This window comes from Comamonas sp. (assembly GCF_009360615.1).
In the GTDB taxonomy this organism is placed as follows: Bacteria; Pseudomonadota; Gammaproteobacteria; order Burkholderiales; family Burkholderiaceae_C; genus Comamonas.
In genome coordinates this window covers 13,653-29,356 of sequence record NZ_SPEY01000122.1, presented here as the reverse complement: position 1 = coordinate 29,356, position 15,704 = coordinate 13,653, and the positions used below count along the sequence as shown (strand labels likewise).

The 15,704-nt window shown below is 65.0% G+C and carries 13 protein-coding genes; 6 read left to right on the top strand and 7 right to left on the bottom strand.

What is annotated here, in order from left to right:
- Positions 1–207: 207 nt before the first annotated feature.
- Together E2583_RS24540 and E2583_RS24535 are read right to left on the bottom strand one after the other, a co-directional pair.
- Positions 208–1,566, bottom strand: coding sequence for a histidine kinase dimerization/phospho-acceptor domain-containing protein (locus tag E2583_RS24540; RefSeq protein ID WP_291599558.1), 1,359 nt, complete (start codon positions 1,564–1,566; stop codon positions 208–210).
- Positions 1,563–2,258 carry a response regulator transcription factor gene (locus tag E2583_RS24535; RefSeq protein WP_291599555.1) on the bottom strand — a complete coding sequence of 232 codons (696 nt, stop codon included), beginning with the start codon at positions 2,256–2,258 and terminating at the stop codon, positions 1,563–1,565. Before E2583_RS24535 ends, E2583_RS24540 begins: the two co-directional genes overlap by 4 nt.
- 154 nt (positions 2,259–2,412) lie before the next feature.
- Between E2583_RS24535 and E2583_RS24530 the strand changes: the two genes are divergently transcribed.
- The 3 genes from E2583_RS24530 to E2583_RS24520 all read left to right on the top strand — a co-directional run bounded on the left by E2583_RS24530 (position 2,413) and on the right by E2583_RS24520 (position 4,698).
- Positions 2,413–3,003: a phosphatase PAP2 family protein gene (locus E2583_RS24530; RefSeq protein WP_291599552.1), complete on the top strand. Its 591-nt coding sequence runs from the start codon at positions 2,413–2,415 to the stop codon at positions 3,001–3,003.
- Positions 3,004–3,340: 337 nt separating this feature from the next.
- Positions 3,341–4,096, top strand: coding sequence for a phosphatase PAP2 family protein (locus E2583_RS24525; RefSeq protein ID WP_291599550.1), 756 nt, complete (start codon positions 3,341–3,343; stop codon positions 4,094–4,096).
- A gap of 26 nt (positions 4,097–4,122) precedes the next feature.
- The gene (locus E2583_RS24520) at positions 4,123–4,698 is read left to right on the top strand and encodes a phosphatase PAP2 family protein (RefSeq protein ID WP_291599548.1); all 576 of its coding nucleotides are present in this window, start codon (positions 4,123–4,125) and stop codon (positions 4,696–4,698) included.
- Positions 4,699–4,884: 186 nt separating this feature from the next.
- On the opposite strand, the gene pyk is transcribed toward E2583_RS24520, so the two are convergent.
- The 5 genes from pyk to E2583_RS24495 form a co-directional block, all read right to left on the bottom strand.
- Positions 4,885–6,321 carry a pyruvate kinase gene (gene pyk / locus E2583_RS24515; protein WP_291599546.1) on the bottom strand — a complete coding sequence of 479 codons (1,437 nt, stop codon included), beginning with the start codon at positions 6,319–6,321 and terminating at the stop codon, positions 4,885–4,887.
- Between the two features lie 310 nt (positions 6,322–6,631).
- Positions 6,632–7,399: a CPBP family glutamic-type intramembrane protease gene (locus E2583_RS24510; protein ID WP_291599544.1), complete on the bottom strand. Its 768-nt coding sequence runs from the start codon at positions 7,397–7,399 to the stop codon at positions 6,632–6,634.
- Positions 7,400–7,421: 22 nt separating this feature from the next.
- Positions 7,422–8,804: an aminopeptidase P N-terminal domain-containing protein gene (locus E2583_RS24505; protein WP_291599542.1), complete on the bottom strand. Its 1,383-nt coding sequence runs from the start codon at positions 8,802–8,804 to the stop codon at positions 7,422–7,424.
- Positions 8,805–8,858: 54 nt separating this feature from the next.
- Complete coding sequence (locus E2583_RS24500; RefSeq protein ID WP_291599540.1) at positions 8,859–9,695, bottom strand: TSUP family transporter; 837 nt, start codon at positions 9,693–9,695, stop codon at positions 8,859–8,861.
- 179 nt (positions 9,696–9,874) lie between these two features.
- Positions 9,875–10,642 carry a nucleotidyltransferase family protein gene (locus E2583_RS24495; RefSeq protein ID WP_291599538.1) on the bottom strand — a complete coding sequence of 256 codons (768 nt, stop codon included), beginning with the start codon at positions 10,640–10,642 and terminating at the stop codon, positions 9,875–9,877.
- Between the two features lie 153 nt (positions 10,643–10,795).
- Here E2583_RS24495 and tkt point away from each other — a divergent pair, with 153 nt between their 5' ends.
- The 3 genes from tkt (at position 10,796) to E2583_RS24480 (ending at position 15,699) form a co-directional block, all read left to right on the top strand.
- Entirely contained in the window at positions 10,796–12,844 is a 2,049-nt protein-coding gene (gene tkt, locus E2583_RS24490; protein ID WP_291599536.1) for a transketolase, read from the top strand.
- Between the two features lie 142 nt (positions 12,845–12,986).
- Positions 12,987–13,985: a type I glyceraldehyde-3-phosphate dehydrogenase gene (gene gap, locus E2583_RS24485; protein WP_291599534.1), complete on the top strand. Its 999-nt coding sequence runs from the start codon at positions 12,987–12,989 to the stop codon at positions 13,983–13,985.
- Positions 13,986–14,196: 211 nt separating this feature from the next.
- Positions 14,197–15,699, top strand: coding sequence for a rhomboid family intramembrane serine protease (locus E2583_RS24480; RefSeq protein ID WP_291599531.1), 1,503 nt, complete (start codon positions 14,197–14,199; stop codon positions 15,697–15,699).
- Positions 15,700–15,704: the final 5 nt, after the last annotated feature.

Below are 15,704 nucleotides of genomic sequence, written 5' to 3'. Positions count from 1 at the left end.
TCACGTTGAAGGCGGGGATGCCATAGCCGTTTTCAGCAGCATGGTCCAGCATTTCGCGCATCGAGATCAAAGGCATGGTGGGTTCCGTTCAAAGTTTGGAGAGGCAACACCCCTCGGCGATGAATCACTGCAGTGCGCCGCACGACAGCTGTGGCCTGGGGATAGACCAGCGGCCACACTTCGGTAACCGCTTAGTAACCGGGCATTTTAACCGGCCAGCGGTATTTCCATGCGATAGCTGGTGGTGAAGCCTTGCGGTGCCTCGACCACCGTGAAGCGGCCGCCGTGAGCCTGCATGACGCGGCCGACGATTTCATGGCCCAGATGCAGACTGTCCGTCGGTGGCACATGAACCGCAGCCGCGTCGCGCCGTCCGTCGTCGCAGACCTGCACCCAGGCCAGCGCCCGGAGGGGATCGAGGCCGGCCTGCACCTCGATCTGCGTGCCCCCCGGCGTATGGCGCACGGCGTTCTCGACCAGATTGCGCAGGGCCGATTCGAGCAGCAGCGCATTGCCGCGCACCGGCAGCTCCTGCGGGGCATCCACGGAAATCGTGTCCCCACGCTGCCAGGCGTGCTGGGCCTGTGCAGCCGCCACATTGCGCGCCACATCGGCCCAGTTCACGGTCTGCAACGGCGCATCCAGCATGCCGCGCCCGGCCCGGGCCAGGGTCAGCAACTGGTCCAGCACATGGCCGGCATGCAGCGCATCCTGACCGATGCGCTGCAACGCGGCCTGCAGGGTTGCGTTGTCGGTCTGCGCCGGCGACTTCAGCGCCTGGGCCTGCAAAGCGATGGAGGCCAGCGGCGTGCGCAGCTCATGGGCCACCTCGTTGGCCAGGTTTCGCTCGCGCTCCAGCGCTTCCTGCTGGCGGTCGAGCAAGGTGTTGATGGAGCTGACCATGGGCGCGAGCTCGCGCGGCACATGGGCGTCGGAGAGGCGCTGGTCGAGGCTCAGATCCAGGGCCTCCACGCGCTGCGTGAGCTGATTGAGCGGGCGCATGCCGCGGCGCATCGCCGCGCCCAGCGCGATCACGATCACGGGCAGCAGCCAGAAGCCCGGCTCTATCATCTGCATGGCGATGTCGTCGGCCAGGCTGTCGCGTTCGGCCAGATCTATCATCACCGTGACCTTGGCGGCTTTGTCGTGGCTCCACTGCGTGTAGCTGCGCCAGGGCTGGCGTCCGTGTGCACCAATCGTGGCAAAGCCCTGTTCGATGCCGAAGTCCGGCAAGGGCGCCTGACCGGTGCGCGATATCAGCACGCCTTGTGCATTCCAGAGCACCACACTCAACGACTCCTGATAATCGTGGGCGTGCAGACCTGCAGGCGGCTGGACCGCCGTGGTCTCACCGACCGGCACATCGCCCTGCACATGCCAGTTCAGGGTCAGCGCGGCCACTCCGGCCAGATGCCCGTCGGTCAGCTCGTCGGCCTCGTGCACCCCGGTCTGATAGCCCCAGATGACGAAGCTGCACCAGACCAGCACCAGTCCCCCCAGCATCCAGGCCAGCAGGTTCAGCTGCAGCGAGCTGCGGCGCTTGCCGGTCTTGGACATGACGTTCATTCCTGCTCCTGAGGCATGAAATAGCCCACGCCCCGCATGGTCACGATGATCTTCTGGCCCAGTTTCTTGCGCAGATGGTGGACATAGACCTCCACGGCATTGCTCTCGACCGTGTCGCCCCAGCTGTAGAGATGCTCCTCGATCTGCGGGCGCGACAGCACGCGCCCGCGCGCCAGCAGCAGGGCCCACAGCACGGCGAACTCGCGCGGTGAAACCTCCACCTTCTGCCCTGCCTGCCGGATGGTACGTGCGGCGGGGTCCACCTCCAGATCCGCATGGCGGATCACCGGCGACGCCTGGCCGGCTGCGCGACGCATCATGGCGCGCAGCCGGGCCTCCAGCTCGTCCATGTCAAAGGGCTTGACCAGGTAGTCATCGGCCCCCAGATTGAGCCCTGCCACCCGGTCCTGCACCTGATCGCGCGCCGTCAGGATCAGCACCGGCGTGGCCGGATCGGGCAGTTGCGGCCCCCCGGGCCGTCCTGTCTGCAGGCGCAGGCGGCGTACCACCTCGCTGCCATCGCCATCGGGCAGGCCCAGGTCCAGCAGCACGGCATCAAAGCGCTCTGTGCTCAGGGCATGCCAGGCCTCAGCCACGCTGGCGCACACATCCACCGCGTAGCCGCGCTGCATGAGATTGGCACGCAGCCCTGCTGCAATGCCTTCGTTGTCTTCGATCACCAGAATTCGCATGCCCGCATTGTGCGGGTCAATCCTGACTTGCCCAAGTGCACGGATCACACCAATGCCCTCTTTCCCGGTCTGCAGACGGCCCTGACATCCGCAGGTCGGCGTTTCGCCTTAACATCGGCCACCTTACATTGCCGCCACCCGCCGCAGCGCCTTCATGTTCTTCTTCGATCCATTTCTGTTTGCGCTGTTCAATGCCGATGCCCAGACGCACTGGTTCAGCATCCAGCTGGCGCGGGCGCTCTCTGCCTGGCTGCCCAATCTCAGCGGCATGCTGGTTCTCGGCGCCCTGGTCCTGGGCTCGCCGGCGACACGCCGCACCATGCTGATGCTGCTGCTGTCCATGGCCACGGCCTGGCTGATCGCCAGACTCATACGCTGGGGCTTCCCGGCACCGCGCCCGTTCCAGCTCAACCTGGGCACGCTATGGATTCAACATGGCGGACGTGCGGGGTTTCCCAGCCTGCATGCCAGCGGTGCCTTTGCCCTGGCCATGGCCCTCAGCCTGGGCTCAACCCGCCACCGCAAGCCCCTGGTCTGGCTGGCCTGGGTGGCCGCCTTCGGCATTGCCTGGAGCCGCGTCCACCTGGGCGTGCACTTTGCCTCCGATCTGCTGGCCGGCGCGCTGGTCGGCATCGGCGGCGCCCTCATTGTCTGGAACATCGGCTTTCGCCTGCGCCGACGCCGCCATCTGCGCGTCGTGCCGCATCTCAAGCGACTGCGCAGCGCCTGGACAGCCCAGGGCTGAGCAAGACCTCGGAACGTGTTCAGGATCTCCGCGCAGCCGCGTTGCAGCGCCATCGGGATGCATTCGACGCGGTGACTCGCCGCTTGCGCCGGGAGAATTCGCCCGATTTCGTTCCACCCCGTCGGGACAGAGTCTCTGCGGGTGCCCGGTCAGGGGCGGTCTGTGGCGTTGCCGCGCCGGCCGCGCCATCCCTCACAGCAGCGCGGCTGTTGCTGCGGCTTCTCGCGCGGTGGGGCGCCGCCTGGCATTCCACCACGCAAAGCCCCTGTCCCTGGACGAGGAGATCGCAAGCAGGTTCTTAAGCGCTTGTTAAGAAGCGCTTTCTATCGTCGCGGCCATGAAGTCGCCCGCCTCCTCGATCCCGCCCCTCCCTCTTCGCCAATCTTCCACCGCAGCCCTGCTGGCCTGGACCGTCGCCGCTCTGGCCTGTGTACTGGCCTGGGACATGAGCGGCCAGGACATGCCCTTCGCCCGCTGGTTCGGCAACAGCCAGGGGTTTGCCCTGCAAAACGACTGGTTTCTGGTCAATATTGCCCATGAAGGTGCGCGCAAGATCGCCTGGATCGTCGCAATGGGGCTGAGCCTGATGATCTGGTGGCCCAGAGGCTGGATGCGGAAGCTTCCATACGCAAGACGCATACAGCTGGTCGTCGGTGCGCTGCTGTCACTGGTCGTCATGGCCGTCATGAAGCGCATCAGCGCCACCAGTTGCCCCTGGGACATCGCCGACTTCGGCGGCGTGGGCCACTATGTCTCGCACTGGGCCTGGGGCATCACGGATGGCGGCAGCGGTCACTGCTTTCCGGCCGGCCATGCCTCGGCGGGCTTTGCCTTCCTCAGCGGCTACTTTGCGCTGCGTCACAACCAGCCGCGCGTCGCGCGCCTGTGGCTGGCCGCAGCCCTGGTGGCCGGTTTTGCCCTGGGACTGGCGCAGCAGATGCGCGGCGCCCACTTCATGAGCCACACGCTGTGGACCGCCTGGCTGTGCTGGACGGTCAGCGGGTTGTGCGATCTGTTCACCACCCGTAGTCTGGCGCAGCAGGCCCCCGCAGATGCAGCCCTGCCGCCTGACGACCTGCTGGCTCCGGACTGAGCACTGCAAACACCCGAAGGTCACTCATGCTGCTGTTCGACCCCCCCGTATTTCATTTCCTGAATGCCAACACCCAGAGCCCGCTGTGGTGGATTCAGGCCGCGCGCTTTGCCTCCAACTGGCTGCCCGGCCTCTGCGCCCTGCCCGTGATCGCCGCCATGCTGGCGCTTGGCAAGGGCTGGAGGCGCAGCCTGCAACTGGCCTTGCTGTCCATGGCCTGTGCCTGGATTGCCTGTCGGCTGATCCGCTGGGGCTTGCCCATGCCCAGGCCGGCGCAGCTGGGCATGGGCATGCAATGGATACCGCATGGCGCCAGCGCCAGCTTTCCCAGCATGCACGCCGCCGGCGCCTTCGCCCTGGCTCAGGGCATCCAGCTGGGCGTGGGCCGCCGCAGGCGCTGGCTGGTGGCCACCGCCTGGCTGCTCGCCGTCAGCGTGGCCCTCAGCCGCGTAGTGCTGGGCGTGCATTTCCCTTCGGATGTTCTGGCCGGCATGCTGATCGGCGCCGCCAGTGCCGTGCTTGTCTGGCACAGCGCACTGCAGATCCAGCAAGCCCGCCGTCGCAAACAGCTCAAGCGCCGCCTGCAACCCCGGCCCGGCTGATCGACGCTATCCAAACAAAAGCTGCCAGCGCTTTAAAAACAAGCGCTGGCAGCTTTCTTTATTTAAAAATCGCACTGTCCATGCGAGTGACGCCGAGCTAGAGCCGCCCCGCAGCGATGGCGTCGCCCCTCCCGAAGGGAGAGGGGAAGGCGCGGGGCCGCCTAGGCAAAGCGCCTCAGGGGGAGATCATTCCACCCGGCAGATCTTGAGCATATTGGTACCGCCGGGCTGGCCCATGGGCTCGCCGCAGGTGATGGCGTAGACATCGCCGGACTGCACGATGCCGCGGGCCAGCAAATGGCCCTTGGCCTGGTCCAGCGCCATGTCACGCTCGGCGCTGGTGTCCATCAACAGAGGGCGCACGTTGCGGTACAGCGCCATTTTGCGCTGCGTGGCGAGCTTGGGCGTCAGGGCGTAGATGGGAATGTGGATGCGATGACGGCTCATCCACAGCGCGGTCGAGCCGGAGTCGGTCAGCGCCACGATAGCCTTGGCCCCCAGGTGGTGCGCGGTGAACAGCGCGCCGATGGCAATGGCCTGGTCGGTACGCTTGAACGGGCTGTTGCTGAAGTCGGCATCCTTGACGCGGTCTTCGGCCGCTTCCGCAGCGGCGCAGATGGCCGCCATTTCACGCACGGTTTCCAGCGGGTACTTGCCGGCGGCGGTTTCGGCGCTCAGCATCACGGCATCGGTGCCGTCCAGCACGGCGTTGGCGACGTCGCTCACTTCGGCGCGGGTGGGCACGGGGTTGGTGATCATGGACTCCATCATCTGGGTCGCGGTGATCACCACCTTGTCCATGTCGCGGGCCATGCGGATCATCTTCTTCTGCAGCGCGGGCACGGCGGCATTGCCCACTTCCACGGCCAGATCGCCACGTGCGACCATGATGCCGTCGGAGACCTTGAGGATTTCTTCCAGGCGCGGAATGGCCTCGGCGCGCTCGATCTTGGCGATCAGACCGGGCTTGTGGCCGTACTGGGCAGCAGCCACGTTGCACAGTTGGCGCGCCATCTCCATGTCGGTGGCGTTCTTGGGGAAGCTCACGGCCACGTAGTCAGCCTGGAAGGACATCGCGGTCTTGATGTCTTCCATGTCCTTGGCCGTCAGTGCAGGCGCCGTCAGGCCGCCGCCTTGCTTGTTGATGCCCTTGTTGTTGGACAGCTCGCCGCCGAGCTTGACGACGGTGTGCACCTCTTCGCCGCGCACGGCGTCCACGGTCAGCACGATCAGGCCGTCATTGAGCAGCAGCACGTCGCCAGCCTTCACATCACGGGGCAGCTCCTTGTAATCGAGGCCCACGCCGTTGATGTCGCCCAGCTCGGTGCGCGATGCATCCAGCACGAAACGCTCGCCGGGCTCCAGCATGACCTTGCCCTCGGCAAACTTGCCGACGCGGATCTTGGGCCCCTGCAGGTCGGCCATGATGGCCACTTCGCGGCCCGCGCGCTGGGCGGCCTCGCGCACCATGGTGGCACGGTCGATATGGTCCTGCGCCTTGCCATGGCTGAAGTTCAGGCGCACGACGTTCACGCCTTCGCGCACCATTTGCTCAAGCAGTTGCGGATCGCTGGAAGCGGGGCCCAGTGTGGCGACGATCTTGGTAGCACGACTCACTTGCATGAAATGTCTCTCTCGCGATGGAATGTAATCGGGTTTCAATTCTGGCACGAATGCGGTTACATGACTGCATCGTGCCCAGCGCCGCAGCAACAGGCAAGCCAGCCGCAGAACAGGAAAAACAGTAGCTGATGGCGCCTGCTCGTTATTGAGTTCAGGACTAATAATGCAGGAGATGCTTATATTTCAATCGCCTTCAGCTATTGATAACGAAGCATACGAGGGAAACCGGCATGGGAACCGACAAGCCTGCTGCAGCGCATCAAAGACCGCGTCGAAACAGTTTTGCCCGGCGGGTTCAAATGTCCGGGCCTCAGATCAGGCCGTGCGAGAGCAGGTAGGTCACCACATGCGCAAGCATGGCGGCCTCGAGCCCGTAGCGCCAGAACATGATGCCGGCCAACAGGCCATAGACGCTTTCGCACATCAGCAGCTGCAGCACGACAGGCAGCGGCAGATCGCCTGCCACGGTCCAGTTCAGGAACACCGGAAAGCAGCCGGACAACAGGGCCGCCAGCGCGATGGCCAACCAGCCCAGGCGCCAGTCCGGGCGCCGCCTGGGGCTGCCGAAAACCCTCCACAACAGCCACATCACGGTGCTCAGCATGCCCAGCCGCAGCAGCAGCTCTTCAGTGATTGCTCCGTAGAGCAGCTTGGGCCAGAGCGGCAGGCCGTAGACCGGGTCCACAAAAGGCATGCTTTCCGGCCAGACCACGGCCAGCGTCACCAGCCATGCCGCACCGATGACGCCGCCTGCCACACCGGGCAGGCTCAGCACCCGCACGCCGCGCCATGGCATGCGCCCTTCGGCCAGGGCATGGATCAAGGGTGCGCTCAGGCCCAGCCCCGGGCCCAGCCTGATGCCCAGCGCCACCGCCAGCGCCAGCAGCAGGCCCAGCCCTGCGGTCAATGCCCAGCGGGTCAAGGGCTCGGAGCTTCCGGCCAACCAGGCCGGTGGCTGGTTCCAGGCCAGGGCCAGAACCCCGGGCAGTCCCAGCAGCCACAGCAACAAGCCCATGCGCGCTGCGGGCAGGGGACGGGCCGCAGCGCCATGGCTCAGGTGAGGGAAGGTCTGCGGCATGCTGAACTCTTGCGCCCGTCTCTCAGTCACGCATCAGCGCCTCGATCTCGTCGGCCTTGACCGGCACGCCGCGGGTGATGAGCTCGCAGCCGGTTTCAGTGACGATGGCATCGTCCTCGATGCGGATACCGATGTTGTGGAACTGCTCGGGCACGCCGGGTGCCGGTCGCACATAGATGCCCGGCTCTATGGTCGTGACCATGCCGGGGCGCAGGATGCGGCTGGGGCGATTGGCAATGGTTTCACCCGAGATCGGGTCCTTGCGCTCGCTGAGCACGCCCAGTTCGCCAGGTTCCACGTAGCTGCCGCAGTCATGCACATCCATGCCCAGCCAATGGCCGGTGCGGTGCATGTAGAACTGGAAGTAGGCACGCGACTCGATCACGTCCTCGGCCGTGCCGTACCTGGTACGGTCCAGCAGCCCCAGGTCCAGCATGCCCTGGGCCAGCACGGCCACGGTGGCGTCATGCGGGTCGTTGAAGCGCTGGCCGGCCCTGGTGACGGCGATCGCCGCTTCCTGACTCGCCAGCACCAGGTCGTACAGCGCACGCTGCGCTCCGCTGAATTTGCCGTCGGCCGGGAAGGTGCGCGTGATGTCGCTGGCATAGCCATCGAGTTCGCAGCCCGCGTCGATCAGCACCAGCTCGCCCGCGCGCACCGGCGCCTTGTCGGCCTGGTAGTGCAGCACGCAGGCGTTGGCACCGGCAGCCACGATGGAGCCGTAGGCCACGTACTGCGAGCCATGCTGGCGGAACTCGTGCAGCAGTTCGGCGTCCAGATGGTATTCGCGCACCTCCTCGCCATTGCGCAGCATTCGGGCCGAGCGCTGCATGGCTCGCACATGGGCCTGGGCACTGATCTGCGCGGCACGGCGCATGATGCCTTGCTCGTGCGCGTCCTTGATCAGGCGCATCTCGTCCAGCAGCGCGCAGGCATCACCCTGCTGCGTGGCACAGAGCACGCCAAAGCGCGAGCGCGCACGCACCTGGCCCAGCCATCCTTCGACCTGTTCGGCCAGGCCCTTGTGGGTGGCAAAGGGAAACCAGACGCGCTCGCGGTTCTCCAGCAGGCGCGGCAGGCGCGCGTCGACTTCATCGCTGGAGAAGGCCTGAGTCACGCCCAGCCTGGCCTTGGCCGCCTCGGGACCGAGACGGTAGCCGGTCCAGACCTCGCGCTCCAGATCCTTGGGCTGGCAGAACAGCACGCTATTGCCGTCGCCGGTCAGCACCAGGCAGGCATTGGGCTCGCTGAAGCCCGTGAGGTAGTAGAAATAGCTGTCGTGGCGATACAGATACTCGGTATCGCGGTTGCGATGCAGCTCGGGAGCCGTGGGGATGATGGCGACACCGCCGTCGCCCAACTGGGCGGCCAAGCGTGCGCGGCGTTGGGCATATACAGAAGTCATGGGCATATCGTAATGCTGGCCGGACATCTGTACATCGGCTGACATCTGCAGATGTCAGCTATTTCGACACCGCCCGGTCTCCATGCCCGCCCCAGGTGGAGCCGCCAGCTGCGCCGTCGCATCGCCGGGCACCACGGACTCGGGCCGGCTCGCGCTCCAGCCCGACCAGAGCAGGCTTGCGCCCGACAGGATCAGCAGGCCGCAGACCAGCCACTCCACCCGTCTTCTGGGCCAGGCCGGCGGATGTCTGGCACTCCACCAGGTCACACCGGTGACGACGGGAAAGGCCAGCGCCGTCCAGCCCATGACGGCCCAGTTCAGCTGCCCCTCCACCGCCACCATGGCTGCACGCAACATGGAGCAGGAGACAAACATGGCGAACAGGCAGTGGCGCACCAGCAGGCGATCCAGCGGCTGCCGGTAGAGGTGGTAGACCATGGGCGGGCCGGGCGTGGCAAAGAGGCCGCCGAGCAGCCCCGAGGACACGCCGGCCACCCACATCGAGACCGGGCCGCAGGGCCGGTCCAGCGCCTTCTTCTGCATCAGCAGCAACATGGCGCACAGCACGATCACCAGGCCCAGCAGCATGCGCAGACCGTTGAGCGTGTTGCCGCTGAGCCAGTGCAGCAGCAGCACCCCGCCGACCACGCCCAGCACGCTGCTGACGAGCATGGGCTTGAGCATGGCCCAGTCCGGCGCGAAGCGGTAGGCGCGCATATAGCTGACCCCGTTGATGATGGACAGCAGACAGGCCACATTCGCCGCATCGGCGATGTTCATCAGGCCCGTGGCGCCGGCCACGCCCACAAAGATCAGCCCGAACGCGAAGCCCGTGAGGTTCTGGCAGAACGCGGCCAACCCCACCAGCGCCATGAAGAAAACGATTTGCATGCACTCACCCGATGACGGACCCAGGAGAATGCGCACAGATGCATCCGGGAGTGCCCGTCTGAAGAGCGACGGAGCTTAGCAGACGCGGGCGATGCACTTGCGATGGCAAATAGTTTCGAACCGTCGGGCAGCATCTCTGCCGAGTCCATGCCCTGCGGAGCATTCGGCGGCGCACCCGCTCAGCGCTGATTGAGCTGGGCCAGTCGCTCGGGCGTTCCCACATCGACCCAGCGGCCGGTGTAGAGCGAGGCGCTCACCCGGCCTTGCTGCATGGCACGGCGCAGCAGCGGGGCCAGTGGGGCACGCAGGCCTTCGGGGTTTCCGGGCTGCACATCGAACCACGGCGCGGCGAACAACTCGGCTTTCAACAGCGCAATCGTGCTGTAGGTGTAGCGTGGCCGATCATCGTCGGCAGGCAGATCCAGTGCCTTGCCGTCGCCGCTCAGGCCAAAGTCGCCACGCGGATTGTGTGCAGGATTGGGCACCAGCCAAAGGTGTGCCAGTTCATCGCTTTGTGCAAACGCCTGGGCATCCTGTATCGAAAAGCCGAAATCCGGCGCATAGACGTCACCTGCAGCCAGCCAGAAAACACGGTCCAGCCTCGGCAGGGCGCGGCTGATGCCGCCCGCGGTTTCAAAGGCTTTTTCGGGCTCTTCCGAATAGGAAAGCGATAGCTTCGCGCGCGCGCCCGCATCGGGCTGCGGCACGAATTCATCGCCGAAATGCGCGGGAATCTGCGCTCCCAGCCAACCGGTGTTGATGACGGCACGCGGCACGCCGGCAGCCAGCAGTGCCTGCAGGTGCCACTGCAGCAATGGCACGCCCTGCACCTTGAGGAGCGGCTTGGGGGTCGCATCGGTCAGCGGCCGCATGCGCTCCCCCCGGCCTGCGGCCAGCAGCATTGCAGGGGGTTGCACCAGGAGGGTAGCAGCATTTTCTACAGTCATTGCAATCAGCTTTTCAACACGGTTTGAGGTGTGCAGGACACCTGTTTCTGGGGTTGCACTGTAGAGCATTGACCCGCATCCCGCCTGCGAAAATTGGGCCTCCATTAAAATGACGGGCTTAGCAGAATTACCCCTCCTTTTCGGAGCGCCCTGATGGCCAACACTCAAAATATGGCGAATGCAATCCGTGCACTCGCAATGGATGCCGTTCAACAAGCCAACTCCGGCCACCCCGGTGCCCCCATGGGCATGGCCGACATGGCCGTAGCGCTGTGGAGCCGCCACCTCCAGCACAACCCCGTGAACCCGCACTGGGCCAATCGCGACCGCTTCATCCTGTCGAACGGTCACGGCTCCATGCTGATCTATGCGCTGCTGCACCTGAGCGGCTACGAGCTGCCCATCGAAGAGCTGAAGAACTTCCGCCAGCTGCACAGCAAGACTGCCGGCCACCCCGAAGTGGGCATCACTCCCGGCGTGGAAACCACCACCGGCCCGCTGGGCCAGGGCATCACCAATGCCGTGGGCTTTGCACTGGCTGAAAAGCTGCTGGCGGCCGAGTTCAACAAGGACAAGCACGAGATTGTCGACCACCACACCTATGTGTTCCTGGGCGATGGCTGCCTGATGGAAGGTATCTCCCATGAAGCCGCCGCCCTGGCCGGCGCCTGGAAGCTGAACAAGCTGATCGCCCTGTACGACGACAATGGCATCTCCATTGACGGCAAGGTGGCCCCGTGGTTCATCGACAACACGCCCGAGCGTTTCGAGGCCTACGGCTGGAACGTGATCCGCGCCGTGGACGGCCACAATGTGGACGCCCTGGACAAGGCCATCGCCGCCGCCAAGAAGAGCGCCGACAAGCCCACGCTGATCTGCTGCAAGACCCATATCGGCAAGGGCTCGCCCAACCGCCAGGACACGGCCAAGGCCCACGGCGAACCTCTGGGTGCCGAAGAAATCGCCCTGACCCGCGCCGCCCTGGGCTGGACTTACGGCCCGTTCGAGATCCCTGCCGACGTCTACACCGACTGGGACGCCAAGGATCAGGGCGCCAAGGCCGAAGCCGCCTGGAACGAGAAGTTCGCGGCCTACGCCGCCGCGTTCCCCGAGCAGGCCACCGAGTTCACGCGCCGCATGGCTGGCGATCTGCCCGCCAATTTCGGTGAAATCGCCGCCAAGATCGCCTCCGACGCCCATGACGCCGGCGCCACCGTGGCCAGCCGCAAGGCCAGCCAGCTGGCCCTGGAAGGCCTGACAGCCGCTCTACCCGAGCTGCTGGGCGGCTCTGCCGACCTGACCGGCTCCAACCTGACCAACACAAAGTCCACTCCCTCCTTCCGCGTGGACGACAAGGGTGCCGTGGTCAAGACCGAAGAAGGCCAGATCGGCCGCCACATCAACTACGGTGTGCGCGAGTTCGGCATGGCCGCCATCATGAACGGCGTGGCGCTGCACGGCGGCTTCATCCCCTACGGCGGCACCTTCCTGACCTTCTCCGACTACAGCCGCAACGCCATCCGCATGGCGGCTCTGATGAAGCAGCGCGTGATCCACGTCTTCACGCACGACTCCATCGGCCTGGGCGAAGACGGCCCCACCCACCAGTCCATCGAGCACGCAGCCTCGCTGCGCCTGATCCCCGGCCTGGACGTGTGGCGCCCCGCCGACACCACCGAGACTGCCGTGGCCTGGACCGTGGCCCTGAGCCAGAAGAACAGGCCCACCGCCATGCTGCTCAGCCGCCAGAACCTGGCCTACTCGCCCAAGAGCGAAGACGCGCTGGACAACATCGCCTGCGGCGCCTACGTGCTCTCCGAGCCCAAGGATGTGGGCCTCAAGGGCAAGAAGGCCCAGGCCGTGATCATCGCCACCGGCTCCGAAGTGCAGCTGGCCCTGGCGGCCCAGAAGCAGCTGGCCGAACGCAAGATCGCCGTGCGCGTGGTCTCCATGCCCAGCACCACGACCTTCGACAAGCAGGATGTGAAGTACAAGAAGGCCGTGCTGCCCGCCGGCCTGCCCCGCATCGCCGTGGAAATGGGCGTGACCGACTTCTGGTGGAAGTACGGCTGCGCCGCCGTGGTGGGCATCGACAGCTACGGCGAGTCCGCTCCTGCAGGCGTGCTGTTCAAGCACTTCGGCTTCACCGCCGAGAATGTGGCCGATACCGTGCAGGTGGCCCTGCAGAACGCTGGCAAGTAAGCGCAAAAGGGGCCTCGTGCCCCTTTTTTCCGGCTGAAGCTTGCGCCCCCGCAGTCCACAGCCATCCGGACCAGGCCCCTGGGTGCCGAGTCCGGGCACAATCCGCTCCGGTTTTTCATTACTCACTATCTACGAGGCAACTATGACGATCAAGGTTGGTATCAACGGCTTCGGCCGCATTGGCCGCAACGTGCTGCGTTCTGCAGTGCAAAACTTCTCCGACATCGAAATCGTCGGCATCAACGACCTGCTGGAGCCCGACTATCTGGCCTACATGCTGAAGTACGACAGCGTGCACGGTCGTTTCGACGGTGAAGTTTCTGTCGAAGGCAACACCCTGGTCGTCAACGGCAAGAAGATCCGCCTGACGCAAGAACGCGATCCCGCCAACCTGAAGTGGAACGAAGTCGGTGCCGACATCGTGATCGAGTCCACCGGCCTGTTCCTGACCAAGGAAACCGCCCAGAAGCACATCGACGCCGGCGCCAAGAAGGTCATCCTGTCTGCTCCGTCCAAGGACGACACCCCCATGTTCGTGTTCGGCGTGAACCACGGCACCTACAAGGGCGAAGCCATCATCTCCAACGCGTCTTGCACCACCAACTGCCTGGCCCCCGTGGCCAAGGTGCTGAACGACAAGTGGGGCATCAAGCGCGGCCTGATGACCACCGTGCACGCAGCGACCGCCACGCAAAAGACCGTGGACGGCCCTTCCAACAAGGACTGGCGAGGCGGCCGCGGCATCCTGGAAAACATCATCCCCTCCAGCACGGGCGCTGCCAAGGCCGTGGGCGTGGTGATCCCCGAGCTGAACAAGAAGCTGACCGGCATGTCCTTCCGCGTGCCCACTTCCGACGTGTCCGTGGTTGACCTGACCGTGGAGCTGAACAGCGATGCCACCTACGAAGAAATCTGCGCCGAAATGAAGGCCCAGTCCCAAGGCGCTCTGAAGGGCGTGCTGGGTTACACCGAAGACAAGGTCGTCGCCACCGACTTCCGCGGCGAAACCTGCACCTCCGTGTTCGATGCCGAGGCCGGCATCGCCCTGGACAAGACCTTTGTGAAGGTCGTGTCCTGGTACGACAACGAGTGGGGCTATTCCAACAAGTGCCTGGAAATGGTGCGCGTGGTCGCCAAGTAATCCTCAAGGATTACCCGCTGAAACAGGCTTAATCGCTTACCAAATAAGCGATAACAGCTATCAAAAAAGCCAACATGGGACGCCATGCTGGCTTTTTTTCATCCTGCAAGATCGGAGCCGGCCGGAGCATGTCTCGGATACATTTGTAACACGCAGCTGCCACCGGCGCCCAAGAGCGTGAAGCGCTGCCACCTCCTTGGACAAGGCCGCCATGTTTATTGCGATTCCTCTTGAGAACAAGCCCTCCTGGCGCTTGCCGCCCTGGATGACAGGGCTGCTCATCATCATCAACTGCGTGATCTTCTGGGGCTGGCAGGCGCCCGAGGAACATGCCGTGGAAAAAGCGGCCCGGCAATATGCCCAGACCGCCTTGCCACTGCTGGAGCTGCCCCCCTTCCTGACCTATCTTGGGGAACAAGCCAGCCAGGGCAGCAAGCGTTTGGACCAGCACGCACTGCAGGCCGCGCAAAAGCTGTATCAGCACAAGGCTTACGCCCAGCTCTATGTGCTGATGTGGCAGGAAAGGACATTCCGCCAGCGCCTGCTCGGCGGACAGGTCATCACCGCCAACCACCCGCGCCATGCGCAGTGGCAGGCCGCACGTGCGGCCTTCGCGTCCCACGAGCCGCGCGGCAGCTTTACCGAGCGGTGGTCCATGCGCTATGAGGATGGTGCCGGCTGGCAGCCTCTGCAGGCCTTCACTTCCATCTTTCTGCATGGCAGCACCAGTCATCTGCTGGGCAATATGGTGTTTCTGTTTCTCTTCGGCTTCACCCTGGAGCGGGCTTTGGGAGCTGTCACCTATCTGGCCTTCTACGTGATCGGCGGCGTCGGCGCCTCGCTGTTCGCGCTGATGTTCTATGCCGGCATGGGCGGTTATGGCCTGGGGGCATCGGGAGCGATTTCGGCCCTCATGGCCATGTATGCAGTGATGTACCGCATGCGGCGCATCCGATTCTTCTACATGCTGCTGTTCTACTTCAACTACGCGCGCTGGCCGGCCTTGATCATGCTGCCGGTCTGGATGGGCGTGGAGTTGCTGCAACATCTGCTGGGCGGCAAGCAGGTGGCCTATATGGCTCACTTTGGCGGCCTGCTGACAGGCAGTGTGCTGATGTGGAGCTATATGCGTCTGCAGACCGTCGCTGCGCCGGTCAACGAAGAAGAGCAGGCCCGGGCCGCCGCCCGGCCCCTGGCCGAGGCCGTGGCCCGGGCCCAGCGCCATACCGATGCGCTGGACTTCGGCCGCGCCGCACCGGCCTGGCGCGAAGCGGCACGTCTGGCCCCCTCGGACCCGGCCATTCTGCGGGCCTGGTTCGAAAGCTCGCGCCATCAGCCCGCCAGCGAGGACTTTCATGCTGCGGCACGACGCATCTTCAAGCTGCCGGCCACCACGGACACCGAACGCCAGTTGCAGCTGGCCAGCTATCGCAGCTATCAGCAGCGCGCCCAGCCCGGCATGCGCATGAGCGCGGACACCATGCATGGCCTGGTGCGCAGCTTCGTGCGCCTGGGAGCCCTGCCCGAGGCCGAAAAGCTATGCCGCTCCCTGCACAAGCTCCCAGACCATCCCCAATGGCCCGCAAGCCTGCTGCTGCTGGTCAACGGCATGGCCCAGGCCGGACGGGTTCAGGAAGCCAGAGCCTGGCTGCCCGTGCTGCAGCAATCGGCTCCCGATGATGCCCTCACACGCTGGCTGGCACATCAGCGCTAGCCAAC